This is a genomic window from Gammaproteobacteria bacterium, from assembly GCA_022340215.1.
In the GTDB taxonomy this organism is placed as follows: Bacteria; Pseudomonadota; Gammaproteobacteria; order JAJDOJ01; family JAJDOJ01; genus JAJDOJ01.
The window spans coordinates 1-23497 of the sequence record JAJDOJ010000132.1 but is presented as its reverse complement, the minus strand read 5'-3'; the positions used below and the strand labels follow the sequence as shown (position 1 = coordinate 23497).

Genomic DNA, 23497 nt, shown 5'->3' with positions numbered 1-23497 from the left:
TCGACGATGCGCCTGTTGTCGCGCCTTGATGACGAACGATCCCGGCGCGGCGCTGTCCCTGCTTTGCTTGGGCACCGGTCTTGGGCTTCCTGCCCAAGCCGTTCACTGCTTCGCAGCTCACCCGGCGCGATCTGGTATGTCATTTTCCGGCAATAGCCTTATTCGGTCAGGCGAGCGAAAACGCGCAGTTTACATGGAGTCAATGAGCATTTTGAGCCCGCTTCCAACACCGCAGGCGCCGATTCGGCAAATCAATCAGTTAGTTTCCCAGCGTTAATCGGTGATTGGCCGGTTGCGGCTCCAGAGGCTTGCCGCTTCGAGCATGGCGGCGTCGCTTGGGTCGGGTGCGGTGATGACGTGCCGGAATCCCCGGTCTGTCGCCAGTCCGGCCACACGATGCCCGCCGACGACGATCGGGATGCGCTCGATCGTTTCAGGAGGGATGTTTCGGGTCAGTTCACACAGATTGTCCAGGGCCTCGCCGCTGGTGCAGGTGAGCAGGTCGACCTCACCTCGCTCCAGCGCCGCCCGGACCGCGGTCGAGGGCGCCTGCGGGACTTGCCTGCGGTAGGTCTCGAGGTATCGCACCCGTGCGCCGCGCGCCGACAGTGTGTCGGCTAGTGTCGAGCGACCGTCCGTGCCGCGGACGATAAAGATCCGCTCGCCCCGTACCTCGTGCAGATCTTCCATGGCCAGCAGAGCCTCGCTGGTAAAGCCCTGTTGGGGAATCAAGGTAGGAGGAAGTCCGGCCCGTTCGAGGGCCCGGGCCGTTGCCGGGCCGATCGCCGCGATCCGGGAGGTGCGCGGCAGATCGAGACCGAGTTTCCGGCAGGCGCGTGACAGACCGCTGACGGCATTGGCGCTGACAAAGATCACCCGGTCCTGCGGCTGCAGTCCTTGAACGCTTTGCATGAATGCCGGATCCGGGGCGACGAAGCGAATCTCGATCACCGGAAACCGCAGCGGTATGCCGCCCGATTGCCGGATACCCTCGCACAGGCCTTCGGCCTGCGCGGTGGGACGGGTGACCAGTACCTGGATCCCCGCAAGGTCCCGGCTTCGCGGGATCGACGACACCGTGGAGTTGCCTAACCGTTCGCGTTGTGCGCGATTCCGAGCTGCTCCAGGACCCCGCCTGCGCCCTTGGCGCGCAGTTCTTCGGCGACATGCAGGCCGATGGCTTCGGCCTCCCCCACCGGACCGCGCGCCTCAGCGCAGTAGACCTCGCTGCCATTCGGAAAACCGACCAGCGCGCGCAGGTGGATCTCGTCGCCCTGCAGCTCGGCGTATCCAGCCAGCGGGACCTGGCATCCTCCGGCCAGCCGCGCATTGACGGCGCGTTCCGCCTCGATGCAGATGGCCGTCGGCTCGTCGTGCAACGGCGAGATGAGAGACAGTATGCGCTCGTCCCCAGCGCGGCACTCGATACCGATCGCGCCCTGGCCGATGGCGGGGAGGCTCTGTTCGACGGTGAGGCAGCGCGTGATTCGTGCCTCCATCCCCAGGCGTTTGAGTCCGGCCGCCGCCAGGATGATGGCGGCGTACTCGCCGGCGTCCAGCTTCGCCAGCCGTGTGTTGACGTTGCCGCGCAGGTCCTCGATCACCAGATGGGGGAATGCCGCATGGAGCTGGCACTGGCGTCGCAGGCTGGAGGTGCCGAGTCTGGCGCCCACTGGCAGCGAATCCAGGGATCTGGCGGCGGTGGAAACGAAGGCGTCCCTCGGGTCCTCGCGGGCCAGGATCACCGGTACCGTCAGCCCATCGGGTATTTCGACCGGTACGTCCTTCATCGAATGCACGGCGATATCGGCAATATCCGCGAGCAGCCCCTGTTCCAATTCCTTGACGAACAGTCCTTTGCCACCGAGCTTCGCCAAGGGGCTGTCGAGGACCCGGTCTCCCTGAGTGCTCATGCGCACCAGTTCGGTTCGCAGGCCGGGATGGGCCTTGCGCAACCGTTCAGCGACCTCCTCAGCCTGCCACAGGGCCAGGGCGCTCTTGCGGGTCGCGATTCGAACCGTGTCTTCGTTCATAGAATTTCAGTTTCAGTACTTCGTTGCCTGGCCCTGCCGGAGCCGCGGGCACAATGCGTCGCCGTCGCCCGGTACCTTGAGGCCAATGGGAAGATCCAAACCCGATCCGATCGATGCAGATGGATTTCAGCCGCGCAACAGTCGCCTCACCTCGGCGACGTGCCGCCGGCTGATCTCGAGGCGGTCGTCGATCTTGTTGAACTTGACCAGAAAGCGCGAAGGGCCTTCCTTGTCCATACCGGCCACGTAAGCCGTATTGACCAGCGCGTTGCGGTGGATCCTCACCAGTTTCTGTGCGAACTCCTGCTCGAGGTTCTTCAGCGCGTCTTCGATCAGTACCTCGCCATTGATGTGTCGCACTGTGACGTACTTCTGGTCTGCCTGGAAGTAGACGATGTCCTCGACGGGAAACAGCTCCAGGTTACCTCGGATACGCGCGCAGATATGGGTCCGGCCGGTCTGCTCGGTCTCCCTCGAGAGCGACGAGAGCTGCGCCTTAGTGAGCTTGCGTGTCTTTTCCAGTGCGGCATTGAGGTGCGCCTGACGGATCGGTTTCACCAGGTAAGCGACCGCATGGGCGTCGAAGGCCTCAAGTGCATGTTCGCTGTAGGCGGTGGTGAAGATTATCGCCGGGGGTTCCTCCATCTGCGAGAGATAGCGCGCCGCCTCCAGACCGTCCATCCCGGGCATGCGGATGTCCATCAGCACGACCTCGGGTCGTGTCTTCTGTACCATCTCGACGGCCTCCAGTCCGTTGGCCGCTTCTCCAACCACATTCACACCGTCCCGTTCGGTCAGCATGTTGTTAAGGCGTGAACGGGCGGGTGGTTCGTCATCGACGATGAGTACCTTCATGTTTCGCTCTCCAGGGGTATCGCGAAGCTCACGGAGTACTGCGTCTCGGTCTTTTCCAGCCGCGGAACCGACGGCTCGCCATAGGCGAGCCGCAGGCGCTGGCGAATGTTCTCCTGCGCCATCTTGTTCCCGGTGCGCTTGTAGCTGCTGAGCGTGGTCGGCAGAGGGTTCGTGATCCTGAACTCTACCATATCGCCGTTTCGGGAAATGGATATGGATACCGTGCCACCGGTGGTTTGCGGCTCGATCCCGTGGTAGATCGCGTTCTCCATCAGGGGCTGCAGGACCAGGGCCGGGACCTCGAGCGATTCAGGTACCGTCTCGTCGATTTCCCAATCGACCTTGAGGCGATCACCAAGCCGGAGCTGCTCGATATTGATGTAACCCCGGGTAAACTTGAGCTCTTCGCTCAGGGGGACGCGCTCGCGCTGCCCCAATGAGGCCCGGAACAGGTCGGCGAGGTCCTCGACGGCCGTTTCCGCCAGCACCGGGTCGGTGCGTGTCAAGGCGGCGATGGTGTTCATGCTGTTGAACAGGAAGTGGGGGCGGATCCGGGCCTGCAGGGCCTGGATTCGGGACCGCGCATCGGCCTGTATGTTCGACTTCCACTGATGCTGGACGTAGAAATATCGTAGCGCCACCGCCGAGACGATGGCGCTGATGCCAACGTTGCCGAGGACGAAGATCAGGGAGTCCGCCGGGAGTCTCGTGGAACCGGGTGTCAGCGACAGGGCGCCGAGAGACACCAGGACGGTGACCAGCAGGATGATCAAATAGCTCGTGGACATGACCGTGCGCGTCGAGCGGTTGCGCAACCAGGTACGGGTGAGGCACAGGAGCAGCACGTTGCCGAGCGCTACCCATTGCACGAACATCGAGGTCATGAACAGGCTCGTCCAGAAGCCTCGACCCGACACCCAGGCCGCCAGCGACAGGATGAGCGCGAGCAGCTCGCTCATGAAGATGACGCGCATGATGACGCGCGTATCGCAGAAATCCGGCAGAAACGTCGGTGACGGTTCCGGGTTCCGCACCGCTTCGGGCCTGTCGTTCACGAGATGTTATCCACCCCCCCCTGCCCCAGCGACCGCGTGACTCCCTGATGGCGGTGCTGATCTTTCTTATACAATCCCTCGTCTAAGCGTAACATGTAGTCCATTTTTTTTTAGGGTGCCGAGTCGATCGTCCAGGCCGTGGTATGACCCGCGCATCCAGCGAAGGCGAACCCCTGAGGAGACAGGCGAATGGGAAAGGGACCGGACAAACCCTGGGGAGGACGTTTCAGTGAGCCGACCGACGAGTTCGTCGAGGCGTTTACCGCCTCGGTCGATTTCGACCGGCGCCTCTACGCCGAAGATATCGCCGGGTCGCGCGCGCACGCCCGCATGCTAGCCCGGGTCGGTGTGATCTGCGAGGACGAGTGCGAGGCCATCGATCGGGGGCTGTCCGCGATCGAGGCGGAGATCGAACAAGGGTCTTTCGTCTGGTCCCGGGCGTTGGAAGACGTCCACATGAACATCGAGGCGCGTCTGGTCGAGCGCATCGGCGAGGCCGGAAAGAAACTCCATACCGGCCGGTCGCGTAACGATCAGGTCGCCACCGACATCCGCCTGTACCTGCGCTCCCGCATCGACGACATCGACGCGCAGGTCCGAAGGCTGCAGGATGCACTGCTCGATATCGCCGAGCGCGAGGCCGGCACCATCATGCCGGGATCCACCCATCTGCAGGTCGCGCAGCCGGTGACCTTCGGGCATCACATGATGGCCTGGTTCGAGATGCTGGACCGCGACCGCGAGCGGCTTGCGGACTGTCGCCGCCGCGTCAACGTGATGCCGCTGGGTGCGGCAGCGCTCGCCGGAACCGGGTTCCCGCTGGACCGGGAATATACCGCCGCGCAGCTCGGCTTCGAGCGGCCGACACGCAATTCCCTGGACGCGGTCTCCGACCGGGACTTCGCCATGGAGTTCTGCGCCGCCGCCGCCATCCTGATGACGCACCTGTCGCGGTTCTCCGAGGAACTGGTGCTGTGGATGTCCGCCCCGTTCGATTTCGTCGAGCTGCCCGACCGCTTCTGCACCGGGTCCTCGATCATGCCGCAGAAAAAGAACCCCGATGTGCCCGAGCTGGTACGCGGCAAGACCGGGCGGGTCAACGGCAACCTGGTAAGCCTGTTGACCCTGATGAAGGGCCAGCCGCTCGCCTACAACAAGGACAACCAGGAAGACAAGGAACCGTTGTTCGATACGGTCGACACGGTCTGGGACAGTCTCCGAGCCTATGCCGAGATGATGCCGGCGTTGCGCGTGCGCCGCGAACGGATGCGCGAAGCGGCACTCGAAGGCTATTCCACCGCCACGGACCTGGCCGATTACCTGGTGCGCAAAGGTGTGGCGTTCCGGGACGCCCATGAGATCGTCGGGCGCGTCGTGCAGCTGGCGATCGAGCAGGGAAAGCACCTACACGAGCTTTCACTCGAGACACTGCGCGCGGTCTCGACGCGCGTCGGCGACGACGTCTTTTCGGTGCTGACACTGGAGGGTTCGGTCGAATCACGCGACCTTCACGGCGGCACGGCCCCATCGCAGGTGCTCGCCCAGGTCGGTGCGGCCCGCACCCGGCTCGAAACGGGGAAATCCTGATGCCGGAACGACGGGCTGCTGGTGGACTGCGTTTCACTTGTCCACCCTACACAAATTTATTCAAATAAAATCAAATAGGTAGGGTGTAAAAGCGGAGCGCATTCCACCAACGCTTCGTTGGCGGGTCAAGGATTATTAATCTTGTTTCTGCCCGACCAGCAGGGCCTCGGGCACCTGCATCTTGATGGCGGCGGGCAGTTCCAGGCAGATGCCCGGGATGGGCCGGACGGTGACCCAGAGGGTATTGAGCTTGAGGTTCATGTCGGCGAAAACCACGGCATGGCCATAGGTCAGGAGCACCTGCTCTATCGTGCGCAGGGTGTTGCGGATCTCGTGTTCCGGCCGTTTCGACAGCGAAGGGACGATCATCATGAAATCGCTTAACGGCCGTCCCAAGTCATCGCGGGTCGGGGCGCGCTTCCACAACGGCTCGGCAGGCCGGTATCCGCTGGACGGGCGAAGTTCCGTCCTCAGACAGACCTTGATCGCGTTCATAATCTGCTTAGTTTAGACCCAAAAGGGGCCACTTTCACCCTCCCCCGTCGCCCAGCACCGCCATCAGCCAGCTGCGGATATCGGAGATCTCGCCCGCGCCGATCCCGTGCCCGGTGTTATAGGTGTGCCACTCGACTTTGTAACCAATTGATTTCAAATGAGTGGCAGACAGTTCGCCCCACTGGCAGGGGACGACCTCATCCAGTCTCCCATGGGCCATGAACACAGGAGTCCCGGTGCCATTCTGACGATAATCTCCGACGATCGATTCGCCGAGCGGCAGAAATGTGGAAAGGCCCATGATCCCCGCCGCTGGTCGTGGTGCGCTCAGTCCCGCATGCAGCGCGATGGCACCCCCTTGCGAGAAGCCCGCCAGTACGATCCGCCGTGGTGGCACACCACGTTCCCCCTCCCTGGCGACAAGGCGGGCGATCTCCCGGCTTCCTTCGCGGATTCCCGCTTCGTCCAGGCGGGAATCCGGGTTCAATCCATAGATGTCGAACCAGGCACGCATGCGCATACCCGCGTTCAGTGTCACGGCCCGCACCGGTGCATGGGGGAAGATGAACCGCAGCGGGAGCTCGGCCGGCAGGTCGAGTGCCGGCACGATCGGTTCGAAATCGTGTCCGTCAGCGCCCAAGCCGTGCAGCCAGATCACCGAGGCGACCGGAGACGCTCCGGTCTCAAGCTCCACACAGGAAAGGAGTGGTGTATTCATCACGGGCATAGGTTAAGCATCTGCCGCGCGCTTGCAAAGACGGATCTGTCATGACCCTAGCACGATCACTATCAATTTTCAGCAAGGTTAGCCCTTGTCGACTACGTTCCCGGGCTGCCAGCCTTATCGCATCCCGTGTGACTCGTTATACTGCCCCGATTGCAACAGAATCCTTCGATACGGGCACCCGCCGTAACTACGTGATGACACCCGCTTTCCGACCAATAGCGCTTGCCGCGCTGCTCTGCGCTCTCTTTTACATGACGGTTCTGTCCGGATGCGGCCAGACCGGGGCGCTCTATCTGCCGGAGTGTTCCGAAAAGTCCTGCCCGAAGCCCTGAGGGGTTACCCGGATATGGACCATTTCAACGAAAAGGACGGGCGTCTTTTTGCCGAAGAGGTTGCGGTCGCCAAGATCGCCGAGCGCTTCGGGACGCCCTGCTACGTCTATTCTCGCGCGACGATGGAGCGGCACTGGCGGGCGTTTGATTCGGCGCTGGATAACTATCCTCACCTGATCTGTTACGCGGTCAAGGCCAATTCGAACCTCGCCGTCCTGGACGTACTGGCTCGGCTCGGCAGTGGTTTCGATATCGTATCGGTGGGTGAACTCGAACGCGTACTGTGCGCCGGTGGCGATGCGAAGAAGGTCGTCTTCTCGGGGGTCGGTAAACGCGAGGACGAGATCCGCCGGGCGCTGCAGATCGGGATCCGCTGCTTCAACGTGGAGTCGCCTCAGGAACTGGATCGGATCCAGGAAATCGCCTCGACGATGGACACGGTGGCACCGGTGTCCCTGCGTGTCAATCCGGACGTCGACGCACGCACACACCCCTATATCTCCACCGGGCTGCGCGAGAACAAGTTCGGCATCGACATCAGCCTGGCACGCGAGAGCTATCGCCGCGCCGCCGCCATGACCCATATCGAGGTCACCGGGATCGACTGCCATATCGGTTCGCAATTGACGGATCTCGACCCTTTTATGGTCGCCCTCGAGCGCGTGCACCGGCTGGCCGAGGCGCTGATCGCCGACGGGATCCCCATCCGCCATCTGGACCTTGGCGGTGGACTCGGGATCCGCTACCGGGACGAGGACCCGCCACTCCCACAGGACTACGCGAGTGCCCTGCTGGCGGTGGTTCGGGACTCCGGCTACGAGGTACTCCTGGAGCCGGGACGCGCCATCATGGGTAACGCCGGCATCCTCGTCACCCGCATCGAATACCTGAAGCACACCGAGACACACGAATTCGCCGTGGTGGACGCCGCGATGAACGATCTGATGCGACCCGCACTGTACGATGCCTGGCAGGAGATCGTGCCTGTGGAACGACGCGAAGATGTCGCTTCGCGCGTCTACGACGTCGTCGGGCCGGTGTGCGAGACCGGTGACTTTCTCGGCAAGCGGCGCACCTTCAGTGTTGTGCCGGGGGATCTGCTGGCGGTGCGCTCGGCCGGCGCCTACGGTTTCAGCATGTCGGGTAACTACAACAGCCGCCCGCGACCCGCGGAGGTGCTGGTCGACGGGGCCGATGTCCATCTCGTTCGAAACCGCGAGACCCTCGAAGACCTGATGCGTGGCGAGCGGACCCTGCCAGGAGTGGGTCGATCGTGATAGAACGCATTCCGGAACCGGAGTTGATGGACGAGCCGGAACAGGCCCTGGCCTATGCGCGGGCAGATTTCGATTCGGCCCATAGCGAGATCATGAGTCACTATCTCCGGCGCTTCCCGGACGGTGGCGAGGCCCGTCATGTGCTGGATCTCGGTTGTGGTGCCGGGGACATCTCGGTACGGATCGCGAGACTCTGCCCGGAAGCGCGGATCGACGCCGTGGACGGCGCGCAGGCCATGCTGGATCAAGCACGCGTGCTGTGCGAGGGCGCGGGGCTCGACGGGCGCATCCAGCTGCTTCTCGAGCGACTTCCTTCGAACAATCTGGGCGAAGGTGACTACGATACTGTCATTTCCAACAGCCTCCTGCACCATCTCCACGACCCGCAGGTACTGTGGTCGACGGTCCGGCGCGCAGGCGCGGGCGGTGCGCGGGTATTTATCGCCGATCTGATGCGCCCGCCGAACCAGACGGCGGCGCGCGAACTGGTGGATCTCCATGCGCAGGGGGAAGCGGAGATCCTGCGGCGCGATTTCTACAATTCACTGCTGGCCGCGTTCGCGCCGGAAGAGGTCGAAGCGCAGTTACGCGAATGCGGTTTGCAGGACGCGTTGCGGGTAATGCCCATCACCGACCGCCATATCGTCGTGTACGGCCGGTTGCCTTGAATGAATGCACGGTGGACTCGCCTTAGAGGATATAACGGCTCAGGTCATTGTCTTTGACCAGGTCCCCGAGGTGACGGTCGACGTACTCGGCGTCGATAGTTTCGGTCTGGCCGTCCCTGTCCGGCGCCGAGTAGGAGATCTCCTCCACCAGACGTTCCAGCACCGTGTGCAGCCTGCGGGCGCCGATATTCTCGGTGCGATCGTTCACCTCGCAGGCAACCTGTGCAATGCGCTCGACCCCGTCTTCGGTGAATGTGAGATTTACCCCTTCGGTCTCCAGCAACGCCGAATACTGCTCGGTGAGCGAGGCATCGGGTTCGGTGAGAATTCGCTTGAAGTCTTCCGTGGACAAGGCCTCGAGCTCTACGCGGATCGGTAGACGGCCCTGCAGTTCCGGGATCAGGTCCGAAGGCTTCGACAGGTGGAACGCGCCCGAGGCGATGAACAGGATGTGGTCGGTCTTCACCATCCCCTGCTTGGTGCTGACCGTGCAGCCCTCGACCAGGGGCAGCAGGTCGCGCTGCACGCCTTCCCGGGAGACATCGCTGCCGCTGAACTCGCCCCGCCGGGCGACCTTGTCGAGCTCGTCGAGGAATACGATGCCGTTCTGTTCCACCGCGTCGACGGCCCGGGACTTGATGTCGTCCTCGTTGATCATCTTATAGGCCTCCTCGTCGGTCAGCAGCTTGAACGCGTCACGCACCCGGAGCTTGCGTCGCTTGGTGCGGCCGCTGCCGAGGTTCTGAAAGATCCCCTGAAGCTGGCCTGCCATCTCCTCCATGCCGGGGGGGGTCATGATCTCGACCCCGACCGGGGACGCCGAGACCTCGATCTCGATCTCGGTATCGTCGAGATCGCCTTCGCGCAGCTTCTTGCGAAATTTCTGGCGGGTCGCGTTGTCCTCCTCGGGATCCTGCTCGGAGGTAAAGCCCACCGAATGCGGGCGCGGCAGCAGGACGTCGAGGATGCGGTCCTCGGCCGCGTCCTCGGCACGATGACGCACCTTTTCGACCTCCGCCTCTCGGGTCATCTTCGTGGCTGCATCGACCAGATCGCGGACGATCGACTCAACATCGCGCCCAACATAGCCAACTTCGGTGAATTTGGTCGCCTCGATCTTGATGAACGGCGCTCTGGCGAGCCGCGCGAGGCGCCGCGCGATCTCGGTCTTTCCCACCCCCGTCGGACCGATCATCAGGATGTTCTTCGGCGTGACCTCTGCACGCAGGGTTTCGGACAGCTGCTGCCGTCGCCAGCGGTTGCGCAGGGCGATTGCCACGGCCCGCTTGGCCATGTCCTGGCCGATGATGTGCTTGTCCAGTTCCTGGACGATCTCTCTGGGGGTCATGCTCGACATGTTATTGATAGCTCTCGAATGGATCGACGCTTTGCGCGGGCGGCTGGCGGCGAGTCGCGATCTGGTATGCCATTTTCCGGCAATCGCCTAAAGCGACTCGATGGTCAGGTTTCTGTTGGTATAGATGCAGATGTCAGCGGCAATGTTCAAGGCCTTTTCCACGATTTCGCGCGCATCGAGCTCCGAGTTCTCCAGCATTGCGCGCGCGGCCGCCTGGGCATAGGGGCCGCCCGAGCCGATGGCAACCAGGCCGCCCTCCGGCTCGATGACATCACCGTTGCCGGAGATGATCAGCGAGGTGTCCCGGTCGGCGACCGCGAGCAGGGCCTCGAGACGCCGCAGCATGCGGTCTGTGCGCCAGTCCTTGGCCAGCTCGACGGCGGCGCGGGTCAACTGGCCACCGTGTTTCTCGAGCTTGCCCTCGAAGCGCTCGAACAGGGTGAACGCGTCCGCCGTTCCACCGGCGAACCCGGCAAGGATCCGGTCCTGGTACAGCCGCCTGACCTTGCTGGCGTTGCCCTTCATGACGGTGTCACCCAGGGTGACCTGACCGTCCCCGCCCAGCGCCACCGAACTGCCGCGGCGAACGGCGCAGATCGTGGTGCCTCTGAATTGCTCCATGTGAGTCCTGCCGGCTGACGCACCTTCGTGCGGGATATCCCGCACGAAGGTGCGGAAAAGACGGCCATTTTACACGCAATGTAGCGATCTGATAGTTGCGGGGTGGCGCCCTGACGACACGGTATCAGGATTTTCTGGCGCGCGGGTGGGCCCGGTCGTAGATCTCGGCGAGGTGTTGAAAATCGAGATGCGTATAGACCTGCGTCGTGGAGATGTCGGTATGGCCCAGTAGTTCCTGAACCGCCCGCAGGTCTCCGCTGGACTCGAGCAGGTGGCTTGCGAACGAGTGGCGCAGCAGGTGTGGATGGACGTGCCGGTCGAGGCCCCGCAGCGAGGCCCATCGTCGCATGCGTTTCTGGATTGCGCGGGCCGAGAGCCGCCCTCCCCCGCGGCCGACGAACAGTGCGGTCTCCCGCGGGCGCGCGATGCCCTCCCGCACCCGGAGCCAGTGGGCCAGTGCCTCGCGCGCGTAACGTCCCAGCGGCAGATCGCGGGTCTTGTTCCCTTTGCCCACCACGCGGATCAAGCACTGGCGAAGGTCGAGGGTGTGGACATCGGCGCCGACGAGTTCGCCGAGCCGCAGGCCCGAGGAGTAGGCGAGCTCCATGATCGCGAGGTCCCGAACGGCGAGCGGACCGGCGGGATCGAAGTCCAGCAGTCGCTGCACCTGGTCGGTGTCCAGCGGGGACGGCAGTCCGGGGGCCGAACGCGGCGCCCGGACACCGAGCGCCGGATTCAGCGGGACACGGTGCTCCCGCATCAGGTAGGAGAACAAGGTGCGTAACGCGGACAGGGCCCTGCGCAGACTGCGTCCAGACACGCCCTCATGGTGCCGTAACGCGACGAAGCCGCGTACGTCCTGGCTGTCGATGTCGTCCCAGTCCTTGACGCGACTCTGACTGATATATCGGGCAAAGGCATAGAGGTCGCGCCGGTATCCGTCCAGCGTGCGCGGGGAGAGGCGGCGTTCCTCCCGCAGGTGCGCGAGAAATGCGTCGATCGGGCGGGTAGCTTCGGTCTCGCGCGTCACGCCCGGGCAACGCCGGTATCCAGACGTACTCGTACGGCCCGACTCACCATCTCGCCCAGCTGCCACAGAAACAACGTCCCCAGCCCGCTTCTGAAACGCTGTGCATCATGGCTACCCAGCGCGAGCAGGCCGACAGGCCTGCCATCCGACAGGGGTATGATCGCCGTGGAGTTGACACCGGAATCGATACCGAACAGCGACAGCGTCAGGGCATCCGCTGCCTCCCCGAACATGGGGCGCTCTGCGCACGCGCACTCCAGCAGGGCTTTCTCGCTCAACGCCTGCCTGGCGTCGTCTCCTCCTTGCGTCCCTGCAGGGGCGTGGTCCAGCAGGCGAAACGTGACCTCGGTGCCGGTAAACTCACTGCGAAGCAGATCGACCGTGGCCGCGAGGACATCGTCGACCTCCTCGGCCTCGATCAGTTCCAGCGCCAGCCGGTGAAGCCGGTGACCCAGACCCTCGTTCTCCCTGGCGGTGGCCACCATCTCCTCGAGCCGGCGCTCCAGAATCCGGTTCCGGCTGTTCAGGCGCGAGACCTGATGTTCGATCAGGGAGATTGCACCGTGGGTGGGGTGGGGGATCTTCAGCGTGTCCAGGGCGGATACGTGGCGCTCGAAGAAATCCGGGTTCTCGCTGAGGTGGTGAAGTATGCTGGCCTCGGACAGATTCACCTGCCGACCATTGGACTTGCGCTCTTTGCTCATGGGTTTTTCACAGGGCGATGACTCCCTCGAAGACGATGGTAGCCGGACCCGTCATCATGACCGGGGATCGTTCGTCTTCCCAGACGATACTCAGACTGCCTCCGGGCAGCGAAACCTCGACACGCGCGTCCAGCAGGCCGCGAATCCTACCGGCGACCACCGCCGCGCAGGCGCCGGTGCCGCAGGCCAGAGTCTCGCCGGCGCCGCGCTCGTAGACCCGCAATCGCACCAGGTCACGACGCAGGATCTGCAGGAAGCCTGCGTTGACCCGCGCAGGGAAGCGCGTGTGGTGCTCGATCATGGGTCCCCACCGCGCGACCGGCGCCCGGTCTAGATCCTCGACGACGACCACGGCATGCGGGTTTCCCATCGATACCGCCGATATCTCCAGCGCCTCATCGCCGATTGACAGAGGATAGACCTTCGCCTGCTTCGGGGCGACAAAGGGTATCTGCGCCGGGTCCAGACGCGGGCGTCCCATGTCCACGGTGACCCGACCGTCGTCCTCGATCCGCAGCTGAATGTCACCGGCCGCGGTCTCCACGTTGAGAATATGCGACTGCGTCAGACCCTGATCGATGACGTAGCGCGCGAAACAGCGCGCGCCATTGCCGCATTGCTCGACCTCGCCCCCGTCGGCGTTGAAGATACGGTAGCGGAAGTCGAGCCCCGGGTGGCGAGCGGGTTCGACCATCAGTATCTGGTCACAACCCACCCCGAAGTGGCGGTCGGCGATGTGTCGTAGCTTGTCCGGGTCAACGGGTACGGACTGGCGGATCGCGTCGATCACGACGAAGTCGTTTCCGAGTCCGTGCATCTTGGTGAAACGCAGCCTTTCCTGTCGCGGGGGCATAGACGGGGTCTAGGGTTTGCTTGTGGATCCCGCCGGGTTCTGCGGGGCGCAGGTTCCGCGGCTCGCTCGAGCGTATTGGTGCATGATCCCTGAGCGTAGCAACGCCATTCGACATTGTCTAATCCGCACCGTCGCGACGGAACCCCCACGTGGAATGCGCTAGAATGCGCGCAACCTGCGGTGACCGCGACCTGTATCGGCGCTGCCCGGGCAGACACCCGGATCCACTATTACCGAGGAGAGTCACATGGCAAAGATTGCCCCCAAAGAGATTCAACTGCACACGAAATCGAGGATGCTCGAGATCCGGTTCGAGGACGGTGCGCATTTCGAACTGCCCTGCGAATACCTGCGTGTGTATTCTCCATCCGCCGAGGTCCAGGGACATGGTCCGGGTCAGGAAGTGCTGCAGATCGGGAAGGAGGACGTCACTATCACCGCCGTTGAACCGGTCGGCAACTACGCCGTCAAGCTGGTTTTCGACGACGGGCACGACTCCGGGCTGTACTCCTGGGACACCCTCTATTCCCTGGGGGCGAACCAGGAGGAAAACTGGCGTCACTACCTGAACCGACTCCGCGAGTCGGGGCACGACCGACAGACACAGGCCCACTGAAACCATCGATGGGTCGTGGGTATTGCCCGATCGCGATGATCAGGTGGCTACGAGCGAGATGAGCGATAAGAACGACAAGCGACCGGAGACGACGCATTTCGGGTATCGGCGCGTGCCCGCCACGGAAAAGGCCGGCAGGGTGGCGGAGGTGTTTCATTCGGTCGCCCAGCGTTATGACCTGATGAACGACATGATGTCGTTCGGTATTCACCGGATATGGAAACGCTACACCCTGGAGATTGCCGCGCCACGACCCGGCGAGCGCATCCTCGACCTGGCCGGCGGTACGGGTGATCTCGCCGCCAATTTCGCCAGACGCGTCGGCGCCGACGGTCGGGTCGTTCTATGCGATATCAACGCATCGATGCTGGAGGTCGGCCGCACCCGGTTGACCGACCGAGGGATCGCGGGCAACCTCAGTTATGTCCAGGCCGACGCCGAGCGACTGCCCTTCGCCGAGGGAAGTTTCGACTGCGTCACCATCGCCTTCGGATTGCGCAACGTGACCCACAAGGATATCGCGCTACGTTCCATGCTGCGCGTGCTCAGGCCCGGCGGGCGAGCGCTGGTACTGGAGTTCTCCAGACCGGCTCGTTGGCTCTCGCCCTTTTACGACTGGTATTCGTTCAACGTCCTGCCGCGCCTGGGCAGCGCCGTAGCCGGGGATGCCGCAAGCTACCGGTATCTGGCCGAGTCGATCCGCAAACACCCCGATCAGGACTCGTTGCTGGCGCAGATGCGCGAGGCCGGATTCACCAATAGCGATTACTTCAACCTCAGCGCCGGGATCGTCGCCCTGCACCGGGGATATCGGCCGTGATGGAACGCCGGCCAACGGTGTTGCCGTGATTCTGCCCGGCCCCGTCTGTGATGTCCTGACGGCCGCGATCGACGCGTGGCTCGCCCTGGATCCGGATGCACGCGGACGGCTGGCGCCGCTGGCCGGGTGGCAGGTGGAAATCGAGATCACCGGGCTTGATCTGAGGTTCTGCATCGCACCGCTGGAAAGCGGACTACGTATCCTTCCCAGTTGCATCGGGGAGCCCGACGCCAGGATCTCCGGCCCCCCGATGGCGCTTTTCCGCGCGGGTGCGGCGGGTGAGGACAGCGCGGCCGCCGTCAGCCGGGGCGAACTCACGATCAGCGGTAATGTCGAGGTGGCGCGAGACCTGGAGGCGTTGCTGCGTGCGATCGACATCGACTGGGAAGAGCTGCTCGCCAGGCGCGTCGGAGACGTACCGGCACATCAGGTGGGAAACGTGGCGCGGGGCCTGACGGGCTGGGGCAGGCGGGTTGGCAACTCCCTGCGCGCCGATGTCTCGGACTATCTCAGGGAGGAGTCCGGGTTGTTGCCGACGCGAATCGAGATCGACGCCTTCATGGACGAGGTAGACGCCCTTCGCAGTGACGCAGATCGTCTGGAGGCCCGGGTCGAGCGGATCGTGATGGGCCGCACGGAAGATCGCGGGCACTGAGCGGGTATGCTGCGACCCGCACAGGTTCTGCGTCTGGCGCATATCAACATCGTGTTGCTGAGGCATGGGCTGGACGAGGTGGTGTTCGCCATCCACCTGTTTCGCCCGGTGCGGTTCCTGATGTACCTGGCGCCTTGGCACTGGTTCCGTCGTAACCGGCAACCACGCGCGGTGCGAATCCGTCTGGCACTGGAAGACCTGGGACCAATCTACGTCAAGTTCGGACAGATGCTGTCCACACGCCGTGACCTCCTGCCGGACGACATCGCCGACGAACTGGCCCGCCTGCAGGACCGCGTCCCTCCCTTCCCCGGCGTGCAGGCCCGAGAGGTCATCGAGAGGGCCTATGGTAAGCCGGTCGGCGAGGTGTTCGCGCAATTCGACGAGCGCCCGCTGGCCTCGGCCTCCATCGCCCAGGTCCATCCCGCGGTGCTGAATGACGGGACGCAGGTCGTCATCAAGGTCCTGCGCCCCAATGTCGAACCGGTCATCCGACGGGACATCGGTTTGATGTATGTGATCGCCGGGCTCGCCGAGCGCTACTGGCGCGATGGCAAGCGACTCAGGCCCCGCGAGGTCGTCGCCGAGTACGAAAAGACCATCCTCGACGAGCTCGATCTGATGCGCGAAGCCGGCAACGCCAGTCAGCTGCGCCGCAACTTCGCAGGGTCCCCGGACCTGTATATCCCCGATGTCTACTGGCCATACGTGCGCAAGGAGGTCATGGTGATGGAACGTATCGAAGGCGTGCCCATCGCCGACATGGCGCAGTTGCGCGAGCGTGGAGTCGACTTCAAGAAGCTCTCGGCGCGGGGTGTCGAGATCTTCTTCACCCAGGTCTTCCGGCACAATTTCTTTCACGCCGACATGCACCCGGGGAACATCTTCATCTCCTACGATCACCCCGAGGACCCCCAGTACATGGCGGTGGACTTCGGCATCGTCGGGACGCTTTCGCAGGCCGACCGGCGCTATCTGGCCGAGAACCTGATGGCGTTCTTCAATCGGGACTATGCGCGCGTCGCCGAGCTGCACCTGGAGTCCGGGTGGGTGCCGCGCGAGACCCGGGTCGACGAGTTCGAATCCGCCATCCGCACGGTGTGCGAACCGATCTTCCAGCGACCGATCAGCGAGATCTCGCTGGGCCACTTCCTGCTGAAGCTCTTTCAGACCGCACGGCGCTTCAACATGGAGGTTCAGCCGCAGCTCGTCCTGTTGCAGAAGACGCTGCTGGCCATCGAGGGCCTGGGACGCCAGCTCGATCCCGAACTCGATCTGTGGCAGACAGCGAAGCCCTTCCTCGAGCGCTGGATGAGCGAGCAGATCGGCGTGCGGGCCCTGATCCAGGGGCTGCGCACGCAGTTGCCTCGCGTCGCCGAACGCCTGCCCGAGATGCCTGAACTGATCTACTCGCTGGTGCGAAGGGCCGAAGCGGGTGAGGTGCGCTCGGAGTGGTTCGGCGCCGAACTGCGGGCCCTGCGCGAGGAACTCGCGCGCGCCAACCGCCGCACACTCATGGTCGTTAGCGGGGCGCTGGCGCTGGTGGTTGCCCTGCTCCTACTCAAGTAGCGCCCGAGCGATCTGATAGAATTCCGCCCATGGACGTTTCCTCGATCCTGGAACCCCTGAACGACGCACAGCGAGAGGCCGTGACCTCGCCGCCCGCGCCCGTCCTGGTGCTCGCCGGGGCGGGTAGCGGCAAGACCCGGGTGCTGGTTCACCGCATCGCCTGGCTCTGCCGGGTGGAGGGGGTCTCTCCCTACGGGGTCCTCGCCGTCACCTTTACCAACAAGGCCGCTGCGGAGATGCGCAACCGCGCCGAGGCGCTGATGCAGACACCTCCCGGCGGCATGTGGGTGGGCACCTTCCACGGCATCGCGCACCGCCTGCTGCGCGCGCACTGGGAGGAGGCCGGGCTCCCGCAGTCGTTCCAGATCCTCGATTCCGAGGATCAGTTCCGCATGATCCGTCGGGTCCTGAAGGGACTGGAGCTCGACGAGGCACGCTGGCCTCCGAGGCAGGCCCAGTGGTTCATCAACGCGCGCAAGGACGAAGGGATACGACCCGGTGCGATTCCCGACAGCGGCGACTATGCCACGCAACAGTGGGTCCGGTTCTACAGCGCATACCAGGCCGCCTGCGACCGGGCCGGTCTGGTGGATTTCGCCGAGCTGCTGCTCCGGGCGTACGAGTTGCTTCGGGATCGGCCAGAACTGCTGGGGCACTACCGCAGGCGCTTCCGCCACATCCTCGTCGACGAGTTCCAGGACACCAACACCATCCAGTACGCCTGGCTGAGGCTGCTGTCCGGGGGTGAGATCCCGGTCTTCGCGGTCGGCGACGACGACCAGTCGATCTACGGCTGGCGCGGCGCTCGGATCGAGAACATCCAGTCGTTTACGCGTGACTTTCCCGGCTGTCTGACCGTCCGCCTGGAGGAGAACTACCGTTCCACCCGAACGATTCTGGACGCCGCCAACGGTCTGATCCGAAACAACGCCGAGCGGCTGGGCAAGACGCTCCGGACCAGCGGGGATGCTGGTGATCCCATCCTGCTTTACGTGGCTTACAACGAGCGCGACGAGGCGCGATACGTCGCCGAAAAGCTGCTCGAAATGACCGGCGAGGGCAACCTCGCCCGCAGCGAGTTCGCGGTGCTGTATCGGTCCAACGCCCAGTCCCGGGTATTCGAGGAGGCGTTTCTCGAACGGGGGATCCCCTACCGGGTCTACGGCGGGCTGCGCTTCTTCGAACGCGCGGAAATCAAGGACGCCCTGGCCTATCTCAGGCTGATCGTGAACCACGATGACGACGCCTCATTCGAACGGGTGGTCAACCGCCCCACCCGGGGGATCGGCGAGCGGACACTGGCGATACTCAGGGACCGGGCCCGCGAACGTGACCTGAGCCTGTGGCGGGCCGCCGGCGAGGCGCTTACCGAACATCTCCTGGCGGCGCGGGCAGCCGGCGCGGTGCGCGGGTTTCTTTCCCTGATCGAGGTCGCTGCCGTGCGCATCGCCGCCCTGCCGCTCGCCGAACAGATCGATCACGCCATTGCGGTCAGCGCGCTGAAGGAGCACTACGAAAAGGAAGGGGCCGAGCGCGGGCAGGCACGCATCGAGAACCTCCAGGAACTGGTCTCGGCGGGCAGCAACTTCAATTTCGACCCCGAGCTGCACGGCGACCTGCCGCGCCTGGAGGCATTTCTCGCGCACGCCGCACTGGAGGCCGGCGAGGGACAGGGCAGTGAGGGCGAGGACTGTGTGCAGCTCATGACCCTGCACTCCGCCAAGGGCCTCGAGTTTCCCGTGATCGTGATGTCGGGCATGGAAGAGGGCGTGTTTCCCCACCGGATGTCAGCCGAGGAGCCGGGCCGTCTCGAGGAGGAGCGCCGGCTATGCTATGTCGGCATCACCCGCGCGAAACGGCAACTGATCCTGACCTGTGCCGAGACGAGGCGACATTACGGGACCGATCAGTACAACCCCCCGTCGAGCTTCTTGAGGGAAATCCCGTCGGAGCTGATTCGAGACGTTCGATACGGCACGATGCGTACCGCCGGGATTGCCGGTGGTGGCGTACGCGAGACGGGAGACAGCGAACTCAGGGTGGGGCAGCGCGTGTTGCACAACAATTTCGGCGAGGGGGTCGTGCTCGGCGCCGAAGGGGCGGGTCGTAGCGCCCGGGTCCAGGTGAATTTCGAGAATGTAGGGGCCAAGTGGCTGGTATTGGAGTACGCCGGGCTTCAGCAGATTTGATCTCCGGAACCGCGTGTTAGACTAGGGAGGACCAATGCGAAGACGTGCTTTCCTAAAATCCGCTGCCTTTGGTACGGCGGCCGCAGGTGGCGTGCTGGCAGGGTGCTCACCGCAGACCTCCCAGGCTCCGCAACCGGGCGGCGGCAAGGTCGAATCCCTCGATTGGAAGATGGTGACAACCTGGGAAAAGGGTTTTCCGGGGCTGGGGACGGGGGCGGAGTTCCTGGCGCAGTTGATCGAGGAGATGTCCGGCGGACGGATCCGGGTCAAGGTCTATGGAGCGAACGAGCTGGTTCCGCCGTTCGAGATCTTCGACGCCGTCTCCCGCGGCGTGGCCGAACTGGGTCACGGCTCGGCCTATTACTGGAAGGGCAAGAACGAAGCGTTGCAGTTCTTCTCCACGGTGCCCTTTGGTCTGACCGGCATGGAGATGAACGCTTGGCTGTACCATGGCGGTGGAATGGAGCTGTGGCGGGAGGCGTATGCCCCGTTCGGTCTCATTCCGACGGCGGCGGGCAATACGGGCGTTCAGATGGGGGGCTGGTTCAATCGGGAGATCAACTCCGTTGAGGATCTCAAGGGCCTGAAGATGAGGATTCCCGGCATGGGCGGTGAGGTGCTGAAGCGTGCCGGCGGGATACCCGTCAATCTGCCGGGCGGGGAGCTGTTCACCTCCCTGCAGACTGGCGCCATCGACGCTACCGAGTGGGTCGGACCCTACAACGACCTCGCCTACGGGTTCTACAAGGCCGCCAGGTATTATTACTACCCCGGCTGGCACGAACCCGGGACCACCCTGGAGTGTTTCATCAATGCGGAGGCCTTTGAGGCGCTGCCCCCTGATCTGCGCAGTATCGTGCTGAACGCGGCGCGGGTGGCGAATCAGGACATGCTCGCCGAGTACACCGCACGCAACAACGATGCCCTGGACACCCTGTTGAACGAGCACAAGGTGGACTTGCGGCGGTTTCCCGACGACGTGATCGAGCAATTGCGCAAGCTCTCTAAGGATGTCGTCGAGGAAGAGGCGCGCAAATCGCCGCAGGCCGCCCGTATCGCCGAGTCTTATCTGACCTTCTGGGAAAAGGTCATGCGCTGGCACGACGTCTCCGAACGCGCTTATCTCAACGCCCGGGCCGCCGATGGCTGAGTACCGCCGCGATTCGTGTCGCCTCCGTTGCCCGGTACGAATCGCCGCGGCAATCCTTCCATGGTCTACACCCGGATAGGTTCGGGTAACTACGTATTCCCGAAACGCCTCCACAGTCCCTGATCAGCCGAAATGAAAGAGCTTCAATAGAAGGCGACCGTCCCCTCGAAGGAGCCAGACGAATCGGAATAGTCGTTCACGGCATCCTAGGAGCCTGTCGGACTGAGGATTAATCTACTGCGCTGATGGGAGCTCGGCTCAAATGCCCCCGATTTTTCGTTGCGTAGGCCCACTATGCGCCTCGAAATCGTGAACATTCGATCTCGCTCTCCCATCATGCTCGCTACGATCACCTAAGTCCGACAGGCTCCTAGCGCACGACCCCGAGTGTGTTCTGGCCGACGGCGGTGTCGCAGTTGCTGAGAGAGATGGCGGGCGGATCGATCGAAACCATGAAAGGTGCGACCCGTTTCAGCGCGGTCAATCCGAGGATGCATCGGGAATTGCCGGGCAGCACGGCGACCTCCACATTGGAAATCTTGCAGCTGCCGCCGATCTCCAGGGAATCCACCATGTAGATCGGGACGACGACCTTCTTGCCGTCGGCCAGGGTCGCGGAGACGTTACGAATGTGGCGGGCGAGCCCCTTTTTCTTCAGCTTCTCCAGCGTTTTTTCGTTGATCGCCGTGTAACCCGCGCCGGTGTCGACCAGGAGATCGATCTCGCCCTGTCCGGCGATTCGCCCCTGGACATAGTAGGTGGAAATTCCTTTGTCCAGCAGCGGGACATGTGTCGACAATTCCTCCGAGAATGCCGTGTCAAGGCAGAAGAACCCCGCTGTCGCCAGGAGCAGGGCCCGTGGAAGCCGGGAACCGCAGTGGGTGTCGACACCCGAGACAAGGGCGGGGAGGGAGGATCGGGACGGTGATATTGTGTTGTCCATCCTGGATAACCGGGCGTGCTAGCTGCCCGGCAAACCCGGACCGGGGGGAGAGTTGCTGCCGATGCATACCCGGAATTGCACCAGGCCGGAATATCGTGCACGGGAATTGACGACACTTGCCATCGGCGGGATCGGGCGGTGGCTGCCCGAGTGAGGTCCGCAGTGGGAGCGAAGCGGTATTCCTGAATCTCTACTGGATCTTCCCACGATGCACCTCGATTGGCGGATACGGGCTCACACTGACCTGCCCCGCTGGCGATATCTTCTTGCCTGCTATCGACGGAAAGAAGAAATTCCAATTAAAAACAGCTCGTTGAGATGTGTTTATCCTTTGTTTAGTGTTTCGGGACAGGCGCGACCGGCGATCCTACAACACTCGAATCGCTGAAAACGCCGCGAATACTGCTGCAGCTTATAGCACAGGCGCACCGGTGAGGCCAAAGGCGTTGGATCGGTTTATCGAGGACTTCGAGGCGGCGCGCCACGCGCACGGGGACAATCTGGCGATGAGGTGACGCCCGTAGTCCAGCCGTGTTTGCCGTGCCCGTCTGGCACCGGGGTCAGAACAGCGTATAGATAAAGGGTGCAACGGCAGAGCCCTGGGCAAATATCAACAGTCCTCCCAGCAGCAGCATCACGAGGACGATCGGCAGCAGCCAGAATTTCTTGCGTTCCTTCATGAACGCCCATAGGTCTTTGAGAAGGTCCAGCATCAGAAGGGTCTCTCCAGATTTTCCATTTTCGGTTGCCTGCTGCGGACGCGGTAGCTTTGCGCGTTCCTGTCGAACCGGCGCGACATCGGGTCCTTTCTTAAGGACCGCATGACGAGACCCATCGGCAGGAAGATCCCGAAGAACAACACCCCCAGGATCAGGCGCTGATTGATCCAGCCGACGACATCGCCGATCTTCATCCACACCCAATAGATCGGCCCGAGTGCCCCGGGTGCGGCGAGTCCGAGCCCGACGAACACGGCCGCGGCGATCCACGGCCAGACGGGCAGGCCAAGATCCCAGATCCACGGGATGAGCAGGCCGAAGAACAGGACCAGCATGGCGCCCATGATCAGCCCGAACTGACGCAGTCGTATCTTGTCGGCGGTAGGTTTTAGGGCATTCATTGTCGCTGCGTATGGGTCAATCCAGCTCGAACTCGTCCTTCCAGGATTCGTCCTTCTCGATGTCGGGCTGGTCGGTCTTGGCCAGCAGGAAATTTTCCACCACCAGATAGTCCATTTCGGTGCGCATGAAGCAGCGCCAGGCGTCCGTCGGGGTGCAGACGATCGGTTCGCCGCGCACGTTGAACGACGTGTTGACCAGTACGGGACATCCCGTGCGGGCCTCGAATGCCTTCAGCAGGGCATGGTAGCGCGGGTTGGTTTCGTCGTGCACCGTCTGAATACGGGCCGAGTCGTCCACGTGCGTGATGGCGGGCAGTTTCGAGCGCGGCACATTGAGTTTGTCGATCCCGAACAGATTCTGCTGCGCCTCGGCGACGGGGAGTCGTATCGACGCCTTTACCGGCGCGACCAGCAGCATGTAGGGGCTGGGGCGGTCCTGGTCGAAGTAGTCCGCCACCCGCTCGGCGAGGATGGACGGGGCGAAGGGACGAAACGACTCGCGATACTTGATCTTCAGGTTCATGACCGACTGCATCTTTGTCGAACGCGGGTCACCGATAATGGAGCGCGCACCCAGGGCCCGGGGACCGAACTCCATGCGTCCCTGAAACCAGCCGACGACATGGCCGGCATCGAGTATCTCGGCCAGACACGGCATCAGCGCCTCGTCGTCCAGTTCCTGATAGACCGACCCCTGTGCGTCCAGTTGCGCCCGGATGTCATCCGGTCCATAGCGCGGCCCGAGGTAGGATCCGCGCATCCGGTCCGGTCGTTCGACGCGGCGCTTGGCGTTGTCGAGTCCGTACCGGGCGACCAGTGCCGCACCGAGTGCGCCGCCGGC

The 23497-nt window shown here is 63.4% G+C and carries 25 protein-coding genes; 10 read left to right on the top strand and 15 right to left on the bottom strand.

Annotation, left to right across the window (positions count from 1 at the left end):
• Positions 1-273: 273 nt before the first annotated feature.
• The 4 genes from LJE91_09580 to LJE91_09565 all read right to left on the bottom strand — a co-directional run bounded on the left by LJE91_09580 (position 274) and on the right by LJE91_09565 (position 3943).
• Positions 274-1077, bottom strand: a complete 804-nt coding sequence (locus LJE91_09580; protein MCG6868953.1) for a uroporphyrinogen-III synthase — start codon at positions 1075-1077, stop codon at positions 274-276.
• An 11-nt stretch (positions 1078-1088) separates the two neighbouring features.
• Complete coding sequence (gene hemC, locus LJE91_09575; protein ID MCG6868952.1) at positions 1089-2033, bottom strand: hydroxymethylbilane synthase; 945 nt, start codon at positions 2031-2033, stop codon at positions 1089-1091.
• Between the two features lie 126 nt (positions 2034-2159).
• Positions 2160-2888 carry a LytTR family DNA-binding domain-containing protein gene (locus LJE91_09570; GenBank protein ID MCG6868951.1) on the bottom strand — a complete coding sequence of 243 codons (729 nt, stop codon included), beginning with the start codon at positions 2886-2888 and terminating at the stop codon, positions 2160-2162.
• Complete coding sequence (locus LJE91_09565) at positions 2885-3943, bottom strand: sensor histidine kinase (protein ID MCG6868950.1); 1059 nt, start codon at positions 3941-3943, stop codon at positions 2885-2887. The genes LJE91_09570 and LJE91_09565 overlap by 4 nt, the downstream gene beginning before the upstream one ends.
• A 189-nt stretch (positions 3944-4132) precedes the next feature.
• Between LJE91_09565 and argH the strand changes: the two genes are divergently transcribed.
• Positions 4133-5530, top strand: a complete 1398-nt coding sequence (argH, locus tag LJE91_09560; protein ID MCG6868949.1) for an argininosuccinate lyase — start codon at positions 4133-4135, stop codon at positions 5528-5530.
• Between the two features lie 135 nt (positions 5531-5665).
• On the opposite strand, the gene LJE91_09555 is transcribed toward argH, so the two are convergent.
• Both LJE91_09555 and LJE91_09550 read right to left on the bottom strand, forming a co-directional pair.
• Positions 5666-6025, bottom strand: a complete 360-nt coding sequence (locus tag LJE91_09555; GenBank protein ID MCG6868948.1) for a hypothetical protein — start codon at positions 6023-6025, stop codon at positions 5666-5668.
• 34 nt (positions 6026-6059) lie between these two features.
• A complete protein-coding gene (locus tag LJE91_09550; protein MCG6868947.1) occupies positions 6060-6743 on the bottom strand; it encodes a carboxylesterase in 684 nt (227 codons plus the stop codon).
• Between the two features lie 260 nt (positions 6744-7003).
• Here LJE91_09550 and LJE91_09545 point away from each other — a divergent pair, with 260 nt between their 5' ends.
• The 3 genes from LJE91_09545 to LJE91_09535 are packed head-to-tail and all read left to right on the top strand — an operon-like array spanning position 7004 to position 9029.
• Positions 7004-7084 carry a lipoprotein gene (locus LJE91_09545; protein ID MCG6868946.1) on the top strand — a complete coding sequence of 27 codons (81 nt, stop codon included), beginning with the start codon at positions 7004-7006 and terminating at the stop codon, positions 7082-7084.
• A 14-nt stretch (positions 7085-7098) separates the two neighbouring features.
• On the top strand, positions 7099-8361 hold the full coding sequence (lysA, locus tag LJE91_09540) for a diaminopimelate decarboxylase (GenBank protein MCG6868945.1): 1263 nt from the start codon (positions 7099-7101) through the stop codon (positions 8359-8361).
• Complete coding sequence (locus tag LJE91_09535; protein MCG6868944.1) at positions 8361-9029, top strand: methyltransferase domain-containing protein; 669 nt, start codon at positions 8361-8363, stop codon at positions 9027-9029. Before lysA ends, LJE91_09535 begins: the two co-directional genes overlap by 1 nt.
• 22 nt (positions 9030-9051) lie before the next feature.
• Here LJE91_09535 and hslU read toward each other — a convergent pair whose 3' ends face one another.
• From hslU to dapF, 5 genes are all read right to left on the bottom strand, one after another.
• Positions 9052-10386, bottom strand: a complete 1335-nt coding sequence (gene hslU / locus LJE91_09530; GenBank protein MCG6868943.1) for an ATP-dependent protease ATPase subunit HslU — start codon at positions 10384-10386, stop codon at positions 9052-9054.
• An 87-nt stretch (positions 10387-10473) separates the two neighbouring features.
• Entirely contained in the window at positions 10474-11007 is a 534-nt protein-coding gene (hslV, locus tag LJE91_09525; protein ID MCG6868942.1) for an ATP-dependent protease subunit HslV, read from the bottom strand.
• Positions 11008-11131: 124 nt separating this feature from the next.
• The gene (gene xerC, locus LJE91_09520; GenBank protein ID MCG6868941.1) at positions 11132-12037 is read right to left on the bottom strand and encodes a tyrosine recombinase XerC; all 906 of its coding nucleotides are present in this window, start codon (positions 12035-12037) and stop codon (positions 11132-11134) included.
• Complete coding sequence (locus tag LJE91_09515) at positions 12034-12741, bottom strand: DUF484 family protein (protein MCG6868940.1); 708 nt, start codon at positions 12739-12741, stop codon at positions 12034-12036. The genes xerC and LJE91_09515 overlap by 4 nt, the downstream gene beginning before the upstream one ends.
• Before the next feature lie 7 nt (positions 12742-12748).
• Entirely contained in the window at positions 12749-13594 is an 846-nt protein-coding gene (gene dapF, locus LJE91_09510) for a diaminopimelate epimerase (GenBank protein ID MCG6868939.1), read from the bottom strand.
• Between the two features lie 247 nt (positions 13595-13841).
• Between dapF and LJE91_09505 the strand changes: the two genes are divergently transcribed.
• The 6 genes from LJE91_09505 to dctP are packed head-to-tail and all read left to right on the top strand — an operon-like array spanning position 13842 to position 20593.
• Positions 13842-14210 carry a DUF971 domain-containing protein gene (locus LJE91_09505; protein MCG6868938.1) on the top strand — a complete coding sequence of 123 codons (369 nt, stop codon included), beginning with the start codon at positions 13842-13844 and terminating at the stop codon, positions 14208-14210.
• Positions 14211-14268: 58 nt separating this feature from the next.
• Complete coding sequence (ubiE, locus tag LJE91_09500) at positions 14269-15030, top strand: bifunctional demethylmenaquinone methyltransferase/2-methoxy-6-polyprenyl-1,4-benzoquinol methylase UbiE (GenBank protein ID MCG6868937.1); 762 nt, start codon at positions 14269-14271, stop codon at positions 15028-15030.
• Positions 15031-15055: 25 nt separating this feature from the next.
• Positions 15056-15685, top strand: a complete 630-nt coding sequence (locus tag LJE91_09495) for an SCP2 sterol-binding domain-containing protein (protein ID MCG6868936.1) — start codon at positions 15056-15058, stop codon at positions 15683-15685.
• 6 nt (positions 15686-15691) lie between these two features.
• Complete coding sequence (gene ubiB, locus LJE91_09490; protein MCG6868935.1) at positions 15692-17254, top strand: ubiquinone biosynthesis regulatory protein kinase UbiB; 1563 nt, start codon at positions 15692-15694, stop codon at positions 17252-17254.
• A 29-nt stretch (positions 17255-17283) separates the two neighbouring features.
• Complete coding sequence (uvrD, locus tag LJE91_09485) at positions 17284-19443, top strand: DNA helicase II (protein ID MCG6868934.1); 2160 nt, start codon at positions 17284-17286, stop codon at positions 19441-19443.
• Between the two features lie 34 nt (positions 19444-19477).
• Positions 19478-20593 carry a TRAP transporter substrate-binding protein DctP gene (dctP, locus tag LJE91_09480; protein MCG6868933.1) on the top strand — a complete coding sequence of 372 codons (1116 nt, stop codon included), beginning with the start codon at positions 19478-19480 and terminating at the stop codon, positions 20591-20593.
• Between the two features lie 370 nt (positions 20594-20963).
• Here the strand turns inward: dctP and LJE91_09475 are convergent, their stop codons facing one another.
• The 4 genes from LJE91_09475 to LJE91_09460 form a co-directional block, all read right to left on the bottom strand.
• Complete coding sequence (locus LJE91_09475; GenBank protein MCG6868932.1) at positions 20964-21536, bottom strand: retroviral-like aspartic protease family protein; 573 nt, start codon at positions 21534-21536, stop codon at positions 20964-20966.
• A 560-nt stretch (positions 21537-22096) separates the two neighbouring features.
• Positions 22097-22249: a DUF5989 family protein gene (locus LJE91_09470; GenBank protein ID MCG6868931.1), complete on the bottom strand. Its 153-nt coding sequence runs from the start codon at positions 22247-22249 to the stop codon at positions 22097-22099.
• Complete coding sequence (locus LJE91_09465; protein MCG6868930.1) at positions 22249-22656, bottom strand: SxtJ family membrane protein; 408 nt, start codon at positions 22654-22656, stop codon at positions 22249-22251. The genes LJE91_09470 and LJE91_09465 overlap by 1 nt, the downstream gene beginning before the upstream one ends.
• Before the next feature lie 16 nt (positions 22657-22672).
• Positions 22673-23497, bottom strand: an 825-nt coding sequence (locus LJE91_09460; protein MCG6868929.1) for a hypothetical protein, incomplete at its 5' end; no start/stop codon positions are given.